Source organism: Stenotrophomonas sp., assembly GCF_032099025.1.
Lineage (GTDB): Bacteria > Pseudomonadota > Gammaproteobacteria > Xanthomonadales > Xanthomonadaceae > Stenotrophomonas.
On record NZ_DAMCID010000020.1, the window covers coordinates 10,205 to 28,190 of the forward strand.

The window sequence follows — 17,986 nt, forward strand, 5'->3', positions numbered from 1 at the left end:
CGACTGTTAGTCGGCTGCCGTTCGCTGCCCGCGCAGCGGGCAGGACCGGGGATCGGCCAACGGTCGAGACCCAAGCGCCGAAGGCGCGGGGTAGAGCCGACTGTTAGTCGGCTGCCGTTCGCGCGGACGTCCGGGGAGAGCAGCCGACTAACAGTCGGCTCTACCCGGTCGGCTCTACCCAGTCGGCTCTACCCAGTCGGCTCTACCGGTAGGTACCGACCGTTGGTCGGTACACCGTCAAACGGCGGGTACCCACCGTTGGCTGCTGCACCTCGTCAATGCGCCGCCTTATCCCGCTTCCAGCCGCGATGCTGGATATCCAGCTTCAGGCTGTACAACGCAGTAAACGCCGGGAACAGGTTCTGCAGCACGCCCACCGAGTCCTGCTTGGCCGAGAACAGGAAGTAGCTCAGCGTCATCAGGCTGCCCACCACGCTCATGTACCAGAACAGGCGGGGGATCACCGGCTTGCCGGCGCGCCGGGAGGCGACGAACTGGACCAGCCAGCGGCCGCCGAACATCAGCGCGCCGGTATAGCCGATCAGCTTCCAGCCGGTCACGTGCAGGCCGGTCCAGAACAGCCAGGTCAACGGTTGGTCGAGCCAATGCAGCTCCATCAGCGTTCTTCCACGGCGGTGCGGCTGCTGCGCGTGATCAGCCAGGCCACGCCACGCAGATCGCGGATCCCCACCAGCGCCCGGCCCAGGTTGTTGTACTTGGACACGCCCGCGGTGCGGTGCCGGTGGTTGACCGGCACGCTCACCGTCGTCCAGCCGGCGCGCTGCATCAGCGCAGGCAGGTAGCGGTGCATGTGGTCGAAGTACGGCAGGTCCAGGAATGCGTCGCGCTCGAACAGCTTGATGCCGCAGCCGGTATCGGGCGTGTCGTCGCGCAGCATGCGGGCGCGGATCGCATTGGCCCACTTGCTGGCCCAGCGCTTGCTGCCGCTGTCCTGGCGGTTGACCCGCCAGCCGGCGAACAGTTTGACCTGCGGCGCGGCGGCCGCGCGTGCGGCCAGCAGCCTGGGGATATCGGCGGGATCGTTCTGGCCGTCACCGTCGAGCGTGGCGATCCAGGGCGCACGGGCGTGCTTCACCCCGGTGCGCACGGCGGTGCTCTGCCCGCTCTGGCTCACATGGTGCAGGACCCGCAGCTCGGGGGTGCCGGCCTTCAGCGCCTGCAGCACGGCCAGGGTGTCATCGCGCGAGTGGTCGTCGACGTAGACGATCTCGAAGTCCAGCTGGCCGCGCAGGGCGGCGGTGATCTCGTCGATCAGGGGTTGGACGTTGTCGCGTTCATTGAATACCGGAACGACGACCGACAACTGGGGTTGGCTCATGATCGGGCTCTGCGAAAGGCCAGGGATGAAAAAGACCGCGCATTTTCCGCAACCAAGGTTATCTGAAGATGAACCCGTCGATGTGAGTCAGGCGCGATCCCCGAAATAGTCGCGGCACCATGCCACCACGGGCGGCAGCCCGCGCTCGACCGGGGTGGCCGGCTCATAGCCGAATGCGTCTGTGGCGCGCGTGGTGTCGGCCATCGTGCGGACCATGTCGCCCGGCTGCATGGGCTTGTAGACCTTCTGCGCCGGACGTCCGGCGGCGGCTTCGATGATGCCGATGAACTGCTCGAGCTCGATCGGGGTGTGGTTGCCCAGGTTGAAGACACGGTGCGGTACGTCCTCGCCGGACGGATGCGCCAGCGCGCCGAGGATACCCGCGACGATGTCGGAGACATGTGTGAAGTCGCGCTGCATCTTTCCGTCGTTGAAGACCTCGATCGGGCGCCCGGCCAGCACCGCGCGCGAGAACAGCAGCGGGGCCATGTCGGGGCGGCCCCATGGGCCGTACACGGTAAAGAAGCGCAGCCCGGTGGCGCGCAGGCCATACAGCTGGGCGTAGGTGTAGGCCATCAGCTCGTTGGCGGCCTTGGTGGCCGCATACAGCGAGCGCGGGCGGTCGATGCGCTGGTCTTCGGAAAACGGCGGCGTGGCCGAGTCGCCGTACACCGAACTGCTGGAGGCGTATACCAGGTGGGCCACGCCACGGTGCCGGCACAGCTCCAGCATGTTCACGAAGCCCACCAGGTTGCTGTCCACGTAGGCGTGCGGGTTTTCCAGCGAATAGCGCACGCCGGCCTGCGCGGCCAGGTGGATCACCCGGGTGGGGGCGACCTCGTCGAACAGCGCGGCCAGGCCATCGCGATCGGTCAGGTCGAGCACGCGGATGTCGGCGTCCGGGCACAACGCGGCCACGCGGTCGCGCTTGATCTGCGGATCGTAGTAGTCGTTGTAGTTGTCCAGGCCGACCACCGTTTCACCGGCATCCAGCAAGGCACGGACGGTGTTGGCGCCAATGAAGCCGGCAGCGCCGGTCACGAGTAGGGTCATGGCAGGGTCCTGGAATTTCCAGCCGACAGGATATCGCCGATGCGCTGCGCTCAGAACAGCCCGAAGCGTTTCCTGGCCACGTTGACGCGGCCCGGTTCGATGATGTCCCGGATGCCCTTGGCATCGAAGCGGTCCAGCAGTGCATCACTGCCCTTCTTCAGCTTCAACGCCATCTCTTCCGGATACAGCGGCACCAGGGCCATGAAAACGATGGTCTTCTCCGCATCGATCACCAGATGGCTGAAGCCTTCCGGCGCGCTCACCGACGGCAGCACGATCGCGCCGTCGAAGCCCACGCCCGGCGCATAGGGCTCGGCCGGGTGGCCGTTGGGCACGGTGTGGCCAAAGCCCAGCCAGGTATCGAACTTGTGCGGCAGCCGCGCCAGGCCCTTGAGCAGGCGGATCGGCCAGTAGTAGCGCTCATCCTCGAAATCGGCGTGCTCGATCGGCCAGTCGGCCGGCAGGGTGACCATCAGCTCCATGTGCTGCGGTGCCTCCACGCCCTCGGGCAGGGCCATCGGCAGGTCGCTCATGCCCGAGGTCACCAGGCGCAGGTACGGGAATGCGTCCGTGGCCGGGACCACGTGCACGTCGATGTGCACGGCATCGGAAATGATCTCGTGGAATACGCCCGAGATCGGCCCGAGGTGCTGTTCGATATGCGCGCTGATCTGCTCGATGGATTCCTCGCCGTGCGCGGGCTCGAAATCCTTCTCCTGCGTATGCAGCAGGATCGGGCTGCCGCCCGGGCTCAGTTCGTCGTGTTCATTGCTCATGGTGGCTCCCGGTAGTCTCCGCGGATGGCCAGGGGCGTTGGCTCACCACAGGGTGAGCGGGGCATCCTTGGCCAGCGTGGCTTTGCGTTCCTTGCTGAAATCCCACCACGGTCGTGGTGCCTCGCCCTGCATGAAGCGCACGACCGACAGGAACACGTCGATCACGCACGGGTCGTGCATCACCCCGGTGCGCATGCACAGCTGCGCATACATGTCGTAGGCATCGCGGCCGCGCAGGTGCGCGGGCACGCGGATGCCGATCAGACGCAGATCTTTCTCGCAGGCCGGCCCGACATTCGGCAGGTCGGTCAGACGCAACAGATGGTTGCGGTCGACCTTGGTGGGGTTCATTACGTGGGTTCAGCCCTTCTGTGCGCGGAGTCGTTCGAGCACACCGTCCAGCGTGTCCAGGTCGGTGTAATGAATGATGAGCTTGCCCTTGCCACCGCGGCCGTGGTTGATGGCCACGCGGGCGCCCAACGATTCGGACAGCTCGGTTTCCAGCGAGGCGATATCGGCCTGGGGCGCGCTGGCACTGGGCTTCCTGCGCAGCGAACCGGGCACCTTGCCGGCAGCGAACTGCTGCGCGCGGTGCTCCACTTCACGCACCGACCAGCCCTGGTCGGCCGCTTCCTGCGCCAGCTTGCTGGCCAGTTCCGGGGCCAGGGTCAGCAGCGCGCGCGCATGGCCCATTTCAAGGCGACGCGTTTCCAGCAGCAGGCGGATCGCCACCGGCAGTTCCAGCAGGCGCAGCAGGTTGGAGACGGCGGCGCGCGAGCGCCCCACGGCCTGCGCGGCCTCGGCATGGGTGAGGGCGAATTCGCTGATCAGGCGCTGCAGCGCTTCGGCTTCTTCCAGCGGATTGAGGTCTTCGCGCTGGATGTTCTCGATGAGCGCCATCGCGATGACGGTGCGGTCTTCCAGCTCGCGCACCACCACCGGCACTTCGTCCAGGCCGGCCAGCTGCGAGGCGCGCCAGCGGCGTTCGCCGGCCACGATTTCGAAGCTGTCGGGGCCGAGCTGGCGGACCAGGATCGGCTGGATCACACCCTGGGCCTTGATCGACTCGGCCAGCTCGGCGAGCTTGGTCTCGTCCATGTCGCGGCGCGGCTGGTACTTGCCCGGCTGCAGCTGCTGCACCGGCAGCTTGCGCAGCACTTCACCCGGCAGCGGTTCGACCACCGCCGCGGCCTGCACCTGCGTCACCGCCCCCTTGGGCCCCAGCAGGGCATCGAGGCCACGGCCGAGGCCGCGTTTCTTGCCGAGGGCGGGCTTGGTGCTCATCAGGCGGTCTCCATGGCCTTGTCGGCCGTCTTGCGTTGGTGGTGGCGGCGGATGATCTCGCCGGCCAGGCCGAGGTAGGCGACGCCGCCGCGCGAGGCGCGGTCGTAACCCACGATGCTCTGCCCATGGCTGGGCGCTTCGGCCAGGCGCACGTTGCGCGGCACGATGGTGCGGAACACGCGGTCGCCGAAGTGATCGGTCAGTTCGGCCGACACGGCGTTGGCGAGGTTGTTGCGCACGTCGAACATGGTGCGCAGCACGCCCTCGATCTCCAGGCTGGGATTGAGGTTGGCGCGCAGCGCATCGATGGTTTCCACCAGCGCGCTCAGTCCTTCCAGCGCGTAGTACTCGCACTGCATCGGCACGATCACCGAATCGGCCGCGGCCAACGCGTTCAGGGTCAGCAGCGACAACGCCGGCGGGCAGTCGATCAGGATGAAGTCGTATTCATCGCGGATCGGGGCCAGCGCGCGCTTGAGGCGCTGCTCGCGCTCGCCCTGGTCCATCAGCTGGATCTCGGCGGCGGTGAGGTCGATGTTGCCCGGCAGCAGGTCGAAGCCTTCCGGGGTGGTCACCCGGACTTCGACAGCAGTGCTCTCGCCCAGCAGCAGGTCGCAGGTGGAGGCGGCAACTTCCCGCTTGTCCACGCCGCTGCCCATGGTCGCATTGCCCTGGGAGTCGAGGTCGACCAGCAGCACGCGCTTGGGCGCAGCAGCCAGGGCAGCGGCCAGATTGACGGCAGTCGTGGTCTTGCCGACGCCACCTTTCTGGTTGGCGATGGCGATGATGCGGGCCATGCGGGTGAGCCTCATCGGCGGGGAGTGGGACTGGCCATTATGCGTATATGGGGCGTGTCATGCACTGTGAGATGCACGGCGACGGATCGCCGCACTCCCCCACGGACGCCTTCGCGGCCGCTCACGGCCCCGCCACCACGACCAGGTGGCGCTCACCGGTGAGACCGGGAACGTGCAGCGGCAGGACCCGTTCAACCCGCCAGCCGGCCGGCAGCTGGGCGATCTCGTCGTGCGGATGGACGCCCTTCATGGCCAGCAGGCGGCCACCGGGCCGCAGCAGATGGCCGCCGACGGCGATGATGCCGGCCAGCGTATCCATGGCGCGCGCGGTCAGGTGGTCGTAAGCGCCCGGTTCGTCCAGCGCCTCGGCCCGCGACTCGGCCACGCGGGCATTGCCCAGCCCGAGCTGGCGTATCGCCTCGCGCATGAAGCGGGCCTTCTTGCCGTTGCTCTCGACCAGGGTCACCTGCAGCTGCGGGCGGGCGATGGCCAGCGGGATGCCGGGCAGCCCCGGGCCGGTGCCCAGGTCGGCCAGCGTGCCCTGCTCCAGGTAGGGCTGCATGGCCAGCGAATCCAGCAGATGGCGGGTCACCATCTCCAGCGGGTCGCGGATGGCGGTGAGGTTGTAGGTGCGGTTCCAGCGGTCGAGCAGGGTCAGGTAGGTCAGCAGGGGCGGCGCCAGGGCGGCGTCCAGGTCCATCGCGGCCAGGCCACGCTCAAGGGCTTCGGCCACGCCGGCCGGCAGTGTGTGTTGGGTCATGCGCCCATTATCGCAGGGTGGCGGTGGCGCGGTTGCGCGTTTTCGGTGCGGTCAGAGCAGGTGCCAGGCCAGCGCGGCGCGGAAATCGTCGGCGGCCTGCCATTCGTGCAGGTGCCAGCGCTGGGCGGGGCCCAGTTCGGGGTCGCACCAGGGCAGGTGCAGGGCACCGTCGGGTCCCGGGGCCAGCTGCAGGCGATGCAGGCCGAAGGAGATGCCCTGCCCCTGCGCCTTGAGGATGGCTTCCTTGGCGCACCAGACCCGGAAGAACCAGTGGTTGCGGGCGTCCTCGTCCAGGCCGAGCAGCCAGGCCACTTCGGCCGGGTGGAAGAAGCGTTCGATGATTTCGGCCATGCGCGGGCGCGGTCGCAGCGGCTCCAGGTCCACGCCCAGGCGCACGCCCTCGCCCAGTGCCACCAGCAGCAGGCCGTGGCTGTGGCTCCAGCCGGTGCCCTGGTGCGCCAGCGGCCCATGCAGTTCGGGCCGGCCGCGCGGGTCGCGCTGGAGCGGCAGGTCCCCGGGGCGGCCGCCGAGCTGTTCGGCCAGCAGCACCCGGGCCTGCGGCTCGCCGCGGGTGCCGGGGACGTGCGGCAGGCGCCACACGGTGACCGGGCCAAACCGCCACGGTCCGTCGAGGGTGGCGGGCAGGCTCATGCGAACACCCTGACAAGACCACTGCACGACGACTTCACGGAAGCTGCCGTCAACTGGGCCTGTCTCATCCGCACACCACAGGGAACTACTACCATGGGCATCATCATCTGGTTGATCGTCGGCGGCATCGTGGGCTGGCTTGCCAGCATCATCATGCGTCGCGACGCGCAGCAGGGCATCATCCTCAACATCGTGGTCGGCATCGTCGGCGCGCTGATCGCCGGGTTCCTGTTCGGCGGTGGCATCAATGAGGCAATCACGATCCGCACGTTCCTGTTCTCGCTGATCGGCGCCGTGATCCTGCTGGCGATCGTGAATCTCTTCACCCGCCGCAGCGTCCGCTAAGGGTTTGCCGGTAGGTGCCCCAAGGAACGGCGAATGTCGTTCCTGACGTCGCTCGTCGACGGCCCGAAGGGGGCCCGCCAAAGGCGGGCATACCGTGGGTGGGTACGCTGTACGCAAAGGCCCGGCACCCGCCGGGCCTTTGCTGTGTCACCCCAGCTGCACCCACGCCGGTGCGTGGTCGCTGGGGCGGTCCCAGGTGCGCGGCTCGCGGTCGATGCCCGACGCCAGCGCGCGCGCCTTGAGCGCGTCCGAGACCAGGGTCAGGTCGATGCGCAGGCCGAGGTTGCGGCGGAAACCGGCCGCGCGGTAATCCCACCAGCTGAACACGCCTTCTTCTTCGCTGTGCAGCCGGAACGCGTCGTGCAGGCCCAGCTGCAGCAGCTTGTTCAGCGCGCCACGTTCGGCGGTCGAGGTGAGGATGTGGTTTTCGTTCCAGACCAGCGGGTCGTGTACGTCACGCGCGTCGGGGGCGATGTTGAAGTCACCCATCACCACCAGCTCGGGGTACTTCGCCAGTTCCGACGCCACCCATTCGTGCACCGCCTCCAGCCAGCGCAGCTTGTAGGCGTACTTGTCGGTGCCCACGTCCTGGCCATTGACCACGTACAGATTGATGATGCGCACGCCGTTGACGGTGCCGGCAATGACGCGCTTCTGCTCGTCCTCGAAGCCGGGAATGCCGATCTGCACGTCCTGCGCCGGCTCGCGCGACAGCAGCGCCACGCCGTTGTAGGTCTTCTGGCCGGCAAACACGCTGCGGTAGCCCAGTCCGGCCAGCACCGCGTCGGGGAACTTGTGGTCCTCCATCTTGGTTTCCTGGATGCCGACCACGTCCGGGGCGAACGCGGTGAGCCACTGTTCCAGGTGCGGCAGGCGCACGTTGAGCGAATTGACGTTCCAGGAGGCGATTTTCATGGGGGCATTCTACCTTCGGTGCGCCGACGCGACGCGCTCTTCCTGGCCTGAAGCACCGGCGGCGGAGCGCTGGTGGGGCTCTGAGCCGAGCCGCGTCGATAATCGGCTCATTGCGTGAGCCGAATAAGTGCCCTATTCGGCTCACGGGCTCCCCAGGTCGCGGATGACCCACCCCACTGGAACGACCCTGCTTCGTCCAATGTCGTCGGTTTACCGGGTCAGCGCCTTCAACAGCCCGGCCATACGTGAATAGGGCGGTTTGAGCAGATCGCTCGCCGCCCAGCGTGACTGCCACAGGATCGGCAGCTGTTTGCTCATGGCGTCGAAGCCCGCGCGGGCGTGGTACGCGCCCATGCCGCTGGGGCCGACGCCACCGAACGGCAGGCCGTTGATGGCGAAATGCAGCAGCGTGTCGTTGACGGTGACGCCGCCGGCCACGACCTGGCCCAGCACACGCTCCACCACCGCGCGCTTCTCACTGAAGATGTACAGCGCCAGCGGGCGGTCGCGGCGTTGCACGTCGGCCACGGCGTGGTCGAGGTCTGGATAGGCGCACACCGGCAGGATCGGACCGAAGATCTCGTCCTGCATCAGGTCCAGGTCGGCCGGCGGATCGAGCACGATGGTGGGCACGATCAGCCGCTCGCGGCGCGCGCGCTCCGGATCGATGCCGGCCAGTTCGATCACCGGCACGCCGCGTTCGCGCGCCTGGGCCAGGTAGCCGAGCAGGCGCTGGTACTGGTCGTCATTGATGATGCGGGTGTAGTCGTCGGGGTGGCTGAAATCGCCATAGCGCGCGCGCACCTGGGTTTGCAGCTGCTGCACGAACTCGCGCTGGCGAAGCCCGTCGATCAGCACGTAGTCCGGGGCGATGCAGGTCTGCCCGGCGTTGAACCACTTGCCGGTCGCCAGCCGCGCGGCGGCCTTGGGCAGCGGGTAGTCGCTGCAGACGATGGCCGGCGACTTGCCGCCCAGTTCCAGGGTCAGCGGGGTCAGGTGCTGCGCGGCGGCGGCCATCACCTTGCGCCCGATCGCGGTGGAACCGGTGAACACCAGGTGGTCCAGCGGCGACCCGGCCAAGGCGGATGCCAAGGCAGCATCGCCCTGCACCACCGCCACGCGGTCGGGCGGGAACACGTCGGCCAGCAGGTCGTGCAGGAAGGCGCTGGTGCGCGGGGTGTGTTCGGACGGTTTGAGGATGACGTGGTTGCCGGCGGCAATCGCGGTGGCCAGCGGAATCAGCGCCAGGTTCACCGGGTAGTTCCAGGGCGAGATCACGCCCACCACGCCCAGCGGCACCGCTCGCGTCTGCGCGCGCGCCGGCCAGAACCGCCAGCCCACCGCCACCCGGCGTGGGCGCATCCAGCTGCGCAGGTGGCCCAACAGGTGGTCGATCTCGTTGAGCACGGTCATGCCATCGGCAATCAGCGACTCGTGCGTGGAGCGGTGACCGAAATCGGCGGCGATGGCGTCAGCCATCTCTTCGAGGCGCGCCTTGAGCGCGATGCGCAGGCGCTGCAGGTCGCTGCGGCGCTGGCCCAGCGACGGCCGGTTGGCCTGCCAGGCGCTGCGCACGGTGTGCAGGATCGCGGGAAGCGCGGCGGGTTCGGTGGAGGCGGTGATCATGGCCGGAATATAGCAAGTGGCCGGTGAGACACCGCGCAGCCACGCAGGGCGTGGCTCTACGAACCGTCCTTGCACCCGGCGTAGAGCCACGCCCTGCGTGGCTGCGCGGAGCCCAAAAGAAAGAAGGGCCGTGGCAATGCCACGGCCCTTCTGGTTCACGCCATCACCGGATTACTTGGTGATGTCCACGCCCTTGGTTTCATGCAGGAACAGGCCGCCGACCACGACCGTCATCAACGCGATGATGATCGGGTACCACAGCCCGTAGTACAGGTTGCCGGTGCCGGCCACCAGCGCGAACGAGATCGCCGGCAGGAAGCCACCGAACCAGCCGTTGCCGATGTGGTACGGCAGCGACATCGAGGTGTAGCGGATGCGGGTCGGGAACAGTTCGACCAGGTATGCCGCGATCGGACCGTAGACCATGGTCACGTAAAGCACCAGGAGCCACAGCATGAACACGGTACCGGCGATGTTGATGCGCGCGTTGTCGGCCTTGGCCGGGTAGCCCGCCGCCGTCAGGGCCGTCTTCAGTTCGCCGCCGAAGGCATCGCCCTTGGCCTTGAGCTCATCCTTGGTCAGGCCAGCGGCCTCGAACGATTCCACCTGCTTGTCGCCCACGCTGACCGTGGCCAGCGATCCGGCAGGCGCCGGCTGCACGTCGTACGGCACACCCGCCTTGGTCAGCGCGGCGGTGGCCACGTCGCAGGAGCTGGTGAACTTGCGCAGGCCCACCGGATCGAACTGGAACGAGCAGGTGTTCGGGTCGGCGATGACCAGTGCCGGCGAGCTGCTGCGGGCTTCTTCGATGGCCGGGTTGGCAAAGTGGGTCAGGCCCTTGAAGACCGGGATGTAGGTCACCGCCGCCAGCAGACAGCCGGCCAGGATGATCTTCTTGCGGCCGATACGGTCCGACAGCCAGCCGAAGAAGATGAAGAACGGCGTACCCAGTGCCAGTGCGGCGGCGATCAGCAGGTAGGAGGTGGTGGCATCAACCTTGAGCATGCTGCTCAGGAAGAACAGCGCGTAGAACTGGCCGCCGTACCACACCACGGCCTGGCCGGCCGCGGCGCCCAGCAGGACCAGCAGCATCAGCTTGAGGTTGCCGTCCTTGAGGCTGTCACGGAACGGGGTCTTGGAGCCCTTGCCTTCGGCCTTCATCTGCTGGAACAGCGGCGACTCGCTCAGCTGCAGGCGGATCCACACCGAGATGCCGAGCAGGATGATCGACACCAGGAACGGAATGCGCCAGCCCCAGGCTTCAAATGCCTCGTTGCCCAGGAAATAGCGGCAGGCGAGGATGATCAGCAGCGACATGAACAGGCCGAGCGTGGCGGTGCACTGGATGAAGCTGGTGTACAGGCCACGCTTGTCGGCCGGTGCATGCTCGGCAACATAGGTGGCCGCGCCACCGTATTCACCGCCCATGGCCAGGCCCTGGGCCAGGCGCAGGACGATCAGGATGACCGGTGCGGCAAAACCAATCGACGCGTAGTTGGGCAGCACACCGACCAGGAAAGTCGAGATGCCCATGATCAGGATCGTGACCAGGAAGGTGTACTTGCGGCCGATGCGGTCGCCGAGGCTGCCGAAGAACGCCGCGCCGAACGGACGCACGAAGAAGCCGGCGGCGAAGGCCAGCAGGGCGAAGATCATGCCCGTGGTTTCGTTGACCCCGCTGAAGAACTGCTTGGCGATGATCGCCGCCAGCGAGCCATACAGGAAGAAGTCATACCATTCGAAAACGGTGCCCAGGCTGGACGCGAAGATGACCTTCTTGTGCCCCTGGGTAAGTGCTGCTTTTGCAGGTACAGGTGTTGTTGACATGGGAAGCTCCCCCTCTGTAATGCCGACTGTAGGTGCCGACCGTTGGTCGGCACTCCTTTAGAAACTGTATTTGGTGGTGAACTGCACGCGGTTGATGTCGCCCTTGCGACCATCCTCGATCTCGCGCACGCCGTACATGTACTCCGCGCCGATATCGACCTTGGGCATCGGCGTATAGAAAATGTTGCCGCGGATGCTCTGCACGCTCTTGGTGACCAGCGGGCCAAGCACGCTGTCGTTGTCGTAGTCGCTGCGCGCGTAGATCAGGTTGGTGCGCAGCTTCGGCGTGAACGCATGTCGCCAGCCGACATAGCCGGCCAGCACACCGGTCGGGTTCAGCTCGTCATTGGCGATGTCGTACGCTGTGTCGGCGGTAACGCCCAGGCCCACGTAGCGGGCAATGCCCTCACCACCGCTGATCTGGTAGTGCAGCTGGTCGCTGCCGCCCATCACCCACTTGCCGCCCAGGGTCAGGCCGCCGCCGATCTTGTCCGCGTCCGCACCCGTGGTCTGGTTGTCGATCTTGAGCTGGCGCACGATGCCACCGACGCCGAAGGTGCCCCAGTCGCCCTTCCACCCGTACCGCAGGGTCAGGTCCGGCAGGGAGCCGCGGTCGCTGTTGCTGGCCACGTTGGTCCACACCCCGGTGACCGGGTTGCGGGTGCCGGTGAGCACGGTGGTTTCCGGGTTCTCCAGCGCGACGCTGAAGCCGCCCTGGGTGTAACGGATCTGCGTCTGGCGGACGAACAGCACGCCGTCGGTGGGGCCGACGAAATCGGCCGCTTCCGGCAGCGACGCGGCGTCCATGAAGTTCGACCAGGTCTGGCCGGCCATCCAGTTGTTCCAGTACATGTAGGCGTGCCGCAGGGTGACGCCGTAGGTATTGGTGGCGGTCTGGTTGCCCAGCGAGTTGCCGAAGAAGTCCATCTCGAAGAACGCACCGGACTTGTTGCCCTTGTCCGACACGTTGTCGATGCCCAGGTTGAAGCGCGAGAACTTGGCGTGGGCGTTGAAGTCCACGTCCGAACGCTCGCCGCTGCCACCGGCACCGGCCACCGGGGTCTGGCCCGGCAGGTACAGCGCGCGGCCGGTGGCGTCGTCGGCCAGCTGGCCATCGCCGGTCTGGGTGGCGAGGAAGTCGGCCTTGATGAAGCCGCCGATCTTGACCGTGGTACCCGGCGCGGCGCCCGGGGTGATGGTGGTGACCTGGATGGGCTGCTTGCCGGCGGGCACGGTGGCCCCCACGGGCTGCTGGGCCTGTACGGTCTTCACCGCGGTCACGTCGGTCTGTGCCTGGCTGATCTGTGTCTGTTGCTGCTGGCTGGTGGACAGCAGCAGCTGCACCTGTCGCTCGAGTTCTGCGACGCGGGCCTCCAGCTGCTTCTCCTTGGCGGTTTCCGCGAACGCCATGCCTGGCGCGATCAGTGCAACAAACATGGCGGCCGCCAACGGCCGACGTGCTGCTTTCAGAATACGGTGGCTCATGTTGCCCTCTCTCCCGGGTGGCAAAGTGATCGCCGCGTGTGGGGTCACGGTCGGGCCGAGCGTGCGGCAGCCTGACGCACCCCGCTATTGGCCATTGGTCGAACCCGCCCGCCGTGCGGGTGCGGTACGACCATGGTCTAACCATTCCCGTAACGCGCGGCCCGGCGGATGCGGCAAACTGAGGGGGATGGATCGCGGGTTATGCTGCGATCGCACAACCCAGTCCTAGTGCAAGTGAGGGTGCCATGGCCGATCTTTACCCCGTCAAGGCGGACGTTGCCGCCAAGGCGCGCATTGACAAGAACACCTACCAGCAGCTCTACAAGGCGTCGCTGGACGATCCCGATGCTTTCTGGGGCCAGGCCGCCGAGCGGTTGGACTGGTACACCAAGCCGTCAAAGATCCGTAACGTCAGCTACCAGCTCGACGACTTCCGCATCAAATGGTTCGAGGATGGCGAGCTCAACGCCAGCGTGAACTGCCTGGACCGCCAGCTGGCGCAGCGCGGCGACAAGGTTGCCCTGCTGTTCGAACCGGACAGCCCGGATGCGCCTGCGCAGGGTGTGACCTATCGCGAGCTGTACGAGCGCACCTGCCGCCTGGGCAACGCGCTGCGCAACCTGGGCGTCAAGAAGGGCGACCGGGTCACCATCTACCTGCCGATGATCGTCGACGCGGCCGTGGCCATGCTGGCCTGCGCGCGTATCGGCGCGATCCACTCGGTGGTGTTCGGCGGCTTTGCGCCGAACTCCATCGCCGACCGCGTGATCGACTGCGGCAGCAAGCTGATCATCACCGCCGACGAGGGCCTGCGCGGCGGTCGCAGGATTCCGCTGAAGGCCAATGTGGATGCCGCACTGAAGCTGCCCGGCACCACCACGGTGGAAACCGTGCTGGTGGTGCGCCACACCGGCGGCGCGGTGGACATGCAGGCCCCGCGCGACCGCTGGTTCCACGACGTGGTGGACCCGCAGCCGGCGCAGTGCGAACCGGAGCGGATGAACGCCGAGGACCCGCTGTTCATCCTGTACACCTCCGGCTCCACCGGCAAGCCCAAGGGCGTGCTGCACACCACCGGTGGCTACCTGCTGTACGCGGCCTACACCCATGAAGCGGTGTTCGACCTGCGCGAGGACGACATCTACTGGTGCACCGCCGACGTCGGCTGGGTCACCGGCCACAGCTACATCGTGTACGGCCCGCTCGCCAATGGCGCCACCTCGCTGATGTTCGAAGGCGTGCCGAACTTCCCCACCACCTCGCGGTTCTGGGAAGTGATCGACAAGCACCAGGTGACCATCTTCTACACCGCTCCGACCGCGATCCGCGCGCTGATGCGTGAAGGCGATGCACCGGTCAAGCGCACCTCGCGTGCGTCGCTTCGCCTGCTCGGCAGCGTGGGCGAGCCGATCAATCCGGAAGCCTGGCGCTGGTACTACGACGTGGTCGGCGAAGGCCGTTGCCCGATCGTGGATACCTGGTGGCAGACCGAGACCGGCGGCATCCTCATCTCACCGCTGCCCGGCGCCACCGATCTCAAGCCCGGTTCAGCCACGCTGCCGTTCTTCGGCGTGCAGCCGGCGCTGGTCAACGCCGATGGCGAGATCAAGGACGGTGCCACCGAAGGCAACCTGATCATCCGCGATTCCTGGCCGGGCCAGATGCGCAGTGTCTACGGCGACCACCAGCGTTTCATCGACACGTACTTCCGCACCTATCCGGGCAGCTACTTCACCGGGGATGGGTGCCGCCGCGACGAAGACGGCTACTACTGGATCACCGGCCGCGTCGACGACGTGATCAACGTGTCCGGTCATCGCATCGGTACCGCCGAGGTGGAAAGCGCGCTGGTCTCGCACCCGAAGGTGGCCGAAGCGGCGGTGGTCGGCTTCCCGCACGACATCAAGGGCCAGGGCATCTACGCCTACGTGACCCTGGTGGCCGACGAGACGCCGAGCGACGAACTGCACAAGGAGCTGGTGGCGTGGGTGCGCAAGGAAATCGGCCCGATCGCGGCGCCCGACCACCTGCAGTGGGCACCCGGCCTGCCGAAGACGCGTTCGGGCAAGATCATGCGCCGCATCCTGCGCAAGATCGCCGAGAACGCGCCTGACCAGCTGGGCGACACGTCGACCCTGGCCGATCCTTCCGTGGTGGCGTCGCTGGTCGAAGAGCGCAAAGTCAAATAGTGGTCCCAACCAACCCCATGCCTACCCTGCTGATTGCCGACGACCACCCCCTGTTCCGCGAAGCCCTGCGCGGCGCGGTGCAGCGGGTGATGCCGGGGGTGCTGCTGTTTGAAGCCGACAGCGTGGAAGCGCTGTACCAGCTTGCCGACCAGCACACCGACGCCGACCTGGTCCTGATGGACCTCAACATGCCCGGCGCGCAGGGGTTCAACGCGCTGGTGCACATGCGCGCCCTGCACCCGCAGTTGCCGGTGGTGGTGGTGTCGGCCCGCGAGGAGCCGACCGTGATGCGGCGTGCGCTGGACCACGGTGCGTTCGGCTTCATTCCGAAGTCGGCCGATTCGGACACCATCGGCCATGCGTTGAGCACCATCCTGGATGGTGAGACGTGGGCACCGCCGGAGGCACACACCATGCCGCCGACCGGTCGTGAGGAGCGCGAGGTCGGCCAGCGTCTGCGCGAACTCACGCCGCAGCAGTTCCGCGTGCTGCAGATGCTGGGCGCAGGGCGGCTCAACAAGCAGATCGCCTACGACCTGAACGTGTCCGAGGCGACCATCAAGGCCCATGTCACTGCGATCCTGCGCAAGCTGGGCGTCACCAACCGCACCCAGGCGGTGCTGATGGCCGGCAAGCTGGCGCTGGATGACGAGCCGTTGGTGTTGCCGCCGGAAGAGGATTGACCTGCGGTTGGATCTGCGTGGCTGCCGGCCAGCGGCCGGCACTACCTGCGCGGTAGAGAACATGCAGCGGACTAACAGTCCGCTCTACCAGCTTCGGCGTATAGCCGAAGCTATACATCCCAGCATTCCCTGCGCAATGCGTGCATTCCGTGGTGAAGCGCACTGTCGGTGCTAAGCTTCGCGTCCCCTTGGGGAGTAGCCTGTTTCCTGTGATGAGGAAACGCCCGTATCAACATACTCGGCCAGTGCGCCGTGGTGCGGGCAGCCATGATGGTTGGCGAGACCAGCGGTCCGCGTGCGCAACGACAGGTTGGGCGCGAGCGCGGACCGTTGTCCGACACCGCCCAACCTGCCGTGCCCTCCCATGTCACCCGTTTCCATCCTGCTGATCGGCTTTGCCATGTCCACCGATGCCTTCGCCGCGGCGATCGGCAAAGGTGCGGCCATGCGCACGCCACGCTTCCCGGACGCGCTGCGCGCTGGCCTCATCTTCGGTGTCATCGAGGGCATCACGCCGGTGATCGGCTGGTTGCTGGGGCGCGCCGCACTGCAGTACGTGGAAGCCTTCGATCACTGGATCGCGTTCGGTCTGCTCGGCGCGCTCGGCCTGCACATGATCATCAATGGCGTGCGCCCCGACGCCGGCGGCGATGAGGACGACGCCGACAAACACCACGGCTTCTGGCGGTTGGCCGTCACCGGCTTCGCCACCAGCATCGATGCGATGGCGGTCGGCATCGGCCTGGCCTTCATGGACGTGCATATCGGTGTGATGGCCGTGGTCATCGGCCTGTGTACGCTGACCATGGTCACGCTGGGTATCATGCTGGGCCGCGTGCTCGGCGGCATGGTCGGCAAGCGCGCGGAGATCGTCGGTGGCGTGATCCTGATCATCATCGGCGCGACCATCCTGTACGAGCATCTGCACGGCGCGGCCTGAGCCCGCTCAGGGTTCCCACCAGCGCATCCTGCAACCTCCCCCGCGAGGCTCGTGGTAATCCACGATTCCAACCAGCTCGTGTCCCCCCGGTGTGCGCCGGTGCAGCAGTCGCCACAAGTTGCGTCCGCTGAGGCCGTCCAGCTGGATATCGCTGGCGCTGTAATGCACGCCATGAAGCGTGACCGGCTTGCCGCACACGCGGCCTGCCTGCAGGTCCTCGACGATCACTGCCAGTTTGGTCAGCGTCCGCCCCGACGCCGGCAGGCAGGCCATCTGGTCTCTCAGTATCTGGCCCCTGACGATGTCGCACGTCGCCGGCGGTACGGTACGGGGCCCGGGGCCCGTTGGCGGCTCAGTCGGGGCCGGCCGGCGATGGCTGGCAGGCCGCCGGCAGCGCGGCGCCACCGCGTCCGCGTGCGCTGCCGCAGGTTCGCGCGGGCGTGCGGCCTGGCCTGACCCCGCCCCAGCAGCGGGGATGTATTCGACGTCATCGCGCTCCATCTGGAACGCCATGGCCGCGTGCACGCGTTCGTTGGCCAGGTCTGCGCGTATGTACGGGCAGCGCAGGTTGCGCAACACCGCTGTGGGCGATGCGCCCTTGCGGCCCAGTGCCAACCGGATGGGCTCCTGGTTCTCGCGGTGCGCGGCCACCAGGTAGCACTCCTGCGTGCTGGCACGGCTGACCACCAGGATGCCGCGATCGCCACAGTGCAGCAGAAAGAAATGCCGCAGCACCGCTTTCATCAGCGGCGCGACCTTGAGTCCCTGTTGGCGGCAGTGCTGCTCGAACAGAGCGCACATGCGCTTCACCTCCCTGTCCACGAAATCGGACACCTGTTTCACGGCAGCCATGTCGTGCATGCAGGCGCCTTTCGCCGCCAGCAGCTGGTGCACCGCAGGGTAGTGCTCCAGCGCATCGACACGCGCCTTGTTGGCCTCCATGGATGCCTGGACGTGCTCCCTCCAGCGCAGCACGCCCCACCAGCCGACGCCCAGCAGAGCGCCCACGCCCGTCCCCGGCAGCAGGTTGCCAATGCCCTGGAAGGCCAGCGCCACCGCGCTGCCCGCACCGGCGCCGACCCCCGCCGCCACTGGCCCGGCCAGCGCGTCCTGCGGCGACACATTCCCCAATGACTGCAGCCACGACGCCCCAGCGCGGGCCGATGTCGTGGCGGGCAACGGCGGATCCGTCAGGCAGGGGGTAGTGGCGCCGCCGGCGGCGGAGAGCTTGGGCATCACGGGTGCGGATCCGTGGAACGGGGCCGCCAGCATAGGCACCGGTCGAAACCGCGGCGGCTGCGCATCACGTCCGACCG

The 17,986-nt window shown here is 67.2% G+C and carries 18 protein-coding genes; 4 read left to right on the forward strand and 14 right to left on the reverse strand.

The genetic code is table 11. The annotated features are described in order from the left end of the window. Nucleotides 1-275 precede the first annotated feature (275 nt). The 9 genes from RT456_RS14135 to RT456_RS14175 form a co-directional block, all read right to left on the reverse strand. Nucleotides 276-617: a lipid-A-disaccharide synthase N-terminal domain-containing protein gene (locus tag RT456_RS14135; RefSeq protein WP_313347676.1), complete on the reverse strand. Its 342-nt coding sequence runs from the start codon at nucleotides 615-617 to the stop codon at nucleotides 276-278. Next, the gene (locus RT456_RS14140; protein WP_313347677.1) at nucleotides 617-1,339 is read right to left on the reverse strand and encodes a glycosyltransferase family 2 protein; all 723 of its coding nucleotides are present in this window, start codon (nucleotides 1,337-1,339) and stop codon (nucleotides 617-619) included. Before RT456_RS14140 ends, RT456_RS14135 begins: the two co-directional genes overlap by 1 nt. Before the next feature lie 87 nt (nucleotides 1,340-1,426). Beyond that, on the reverse strand, nucleotides 1,427-2,392 hold the full coding sequence (locus tag RT456_RS14145) for an NAD-dependent epimerase/dehydratase family protein (RefSeq protein WP_313347678.1): 966 nt from the start codon (nucleotides 2,390-2,392) through the stop codon (nucleotides 1,427-1,429). Nucleotides 2,393-2,442: 50 nt separating this feature from the next. Further along, nucleotides 2,443-3,168, reverse strand: coding sequence for a suppressor of fused domain protein (locus RT456_RS14150; protein WP_313347679.1), 726 nt, complete (start codon nucleotides 3,166-3,168; stop codon nucleotides 2,443-2,445). 42 nt (nucleotides 3,169-3,210) lie between these two features. Continuing rightward, entirely contained in the window at nucleotides 3,211-3,519 is a 309-nt protein-coding gene (locus tag RT456_RS14155) for a helix-hairpin-helix domain-containing protein (protein WP_313347680.1), read from the reverse strand. Between the two features lie 9 nt (nucleotides 3,520-3,528). After that, nucleotides 3,529-4,452 carry a ParB/RepB/Spo0J family partition protein gene (locus RT456_RS14160; RefSeq protein WP_313347681.1) on the reverse strand — a complete coding sequence of 308 codons (924 nt, stop codon included), beginning with the start codon at nucleotides 4,450-4,452 and terminating at the stop codon, nucleotides 3,529-3,531. Then, nucleotides 4,452-5,249, reverse strand: coding sequence for a ParA family protein (locus RT456_RS14165; RefSeq protein WP_313347682.1), 798 nt, complete (start codon nucleotides 5,247-5,249; stop codon nucleotides 4,452-4,454). The genes RT456_RS14160 and RT456_RS14165 overlap by 1 nt, the downstream gene beginning before the upstream one ends. 121 nt (nucleotides 5,250-5,370) lie before the next feature. Beyond that, entirely contained in the window at nucleotides 5,371-6,009 is a 639-nt protein-coding gene (gene rsmG / locus RT456_RS14170; RefSeq protein ID WP_313347683.1) for a 16S rRNA (guanine(527)-N(7))-methyltransferase RsmG, read from the reverse strand. Nucleotides 6,010-6,060: 51 nt separating this feature from the next. Continuing rightward, entirely contained in the window at nucleotides 6,061-6,660 is a 600-nt protein-coding gene (locus RT456_RS14175; RefSeq protein ID WP_313347684.1) for a 4'-phosphopantetheinyl transferase superfamily protein, read from the reverse strand. Between the two features lie 93 nt (nucleotides 6,661-6,753). Here RT456_RS14175 and RT456_RS14180 point away from each other — a divergent pair, with 93 nt between their 5' ends. After that, a complete protein-coding gene (locus RT456_RS14180) occupies nucleotides 6,754-7,005 on the forward strand; it encodes a GlsB/YeaQ/YmgE family stress response membrane protein (protein ID WP_068854466.1) in 252 nt (83 codons plus the stop codon). Nucleotides 7,006-7,152: 147 nt separating this feature from the next. Here the strand turns inward: RT456_RS14180 and xth are convergent, their stop codons facing one another. The 4 genes from xth to RT456_RS14200 all read right to left on the reverse strand — a co-directional run bounded on the left by xth (nucleotide 7,153) and on the right by RT456_RS14200 (nucleotide 12,858). Next, nucleotides 7,153-7,920 (reverse strand): exodeoxyribonuclease III, encoded by a 768-nt coding sequence (xth, locus tag RT456_RS14185; protein ID WP_313347685.1) that lies wholly within the window; start codon nucleotides 7,918-7,920, stop codon nucleotides 7,153-7,155. Nucleotides 7,921-8,130: 210 nt separating this feature from the next. Continuing rightward, on the reverse strand, nucleotides 8,131-9,585 hold the full coding sequence (locus RT456_RS14190) for a coniferyl aldehyde dehydrogenase (RefSeq protein ID WP_345785093.1): 1,455 nt from the start codon (nucleotides 9,583-9,585) through the stop codon (nucleotides 8,131-8,133). A gap of 132 nt (nucleotides 9,586-9,717) precedes the next feature. Then, on the reverse strand, nucleotides 9,718-11,373 hold the full coding sequence (locus RT456_RS14195) for an MFS transporter (RefSeq protein WP_313347687.1): 1,656 nt from the start codon (nucleotides 11,371-11,373) through the stop codon (nucleotides 9,718-9,720). A 57-nt stretch (nucleotides 11,374-11,430) separates the two neighbouring features. Beyond that, on the reverse strand, nucleotides 11,431-12,858 hold the full coding sequence (locus RT456_RS14200) for a DcaP family trimeric outer membrane transporter (RefSeq protein WP_313347688.1): 1,428 nt from the start codon (nucleotides 12,856-12,858) through the stop codon (nucleotides 11,431-11,433). Between the two features lie 245 nt (nucleotides 12,859-13,103). Here RT456_RS14200 and acs point away from each other — a divergent pair, with 245 nt between their 5' ends. The 3 genes from acs (at nucleotide 13,104) to RT456_RS14215 (ending at nucleotide 16,670) form a co-directional block, all read left to right on the forward strand. Further along, on the forward strand, nucleotides 13,104-15,047 hold the full coding sequence (acs, locus tag RT456_RS14205) for an acetate--CoA ligase (protein WP_313347689.1): 1,944 nt from the start codon (nucleotides 13,104-13,106) through the stop codon (nucleotides 15,045-15,047). Nucleotides 15,048-15,064: 17 nt separating this feature from the next. Further along, on the forward strand, nucleotides 15,065-15,730 hold the full coding sequence (locus RT456_RS14210) for a response regulator transcription factor (protein ID WP_313347690.1): 666 nt from the start codon (nucleotides 15,065-15,067) through the stop codon (nucleotides 15,728-15,730). 364 nt (nucleotides 15,731-16,094) lie between these two features. Continuing rightward, nucleotides 16,095-16,670 carry a manganese efflux pump MntP family protein gene (locus tag RT456_RS14215; RefSeq protein ID WP_313347691.1) on the forward strand — a complete coding sequence of 192 codons (576 nt, stop codon included), beginning with the start codon at nucleotides 16,095-16,097 and terminating at the stop codon, nucleotides 16,668-16,670. 6 nt (nucleotides 16,671-16,676) lie between these two features. Here RT456_RS14215 and RT456_RS14220 read toward each other — a convergent pair whose 3' ends face one another. Then, entirely contained in the window at nucleotides 16,677-17,909 is a 1,233-nt protein-coding gene (locus RT456_RS14220; RefSeq protein WP_313347692.1) for a hypothetical protein, read from the reverse strand. Nucleotides 17,910-17,986 lie beyond the last annotated feature (77 nt).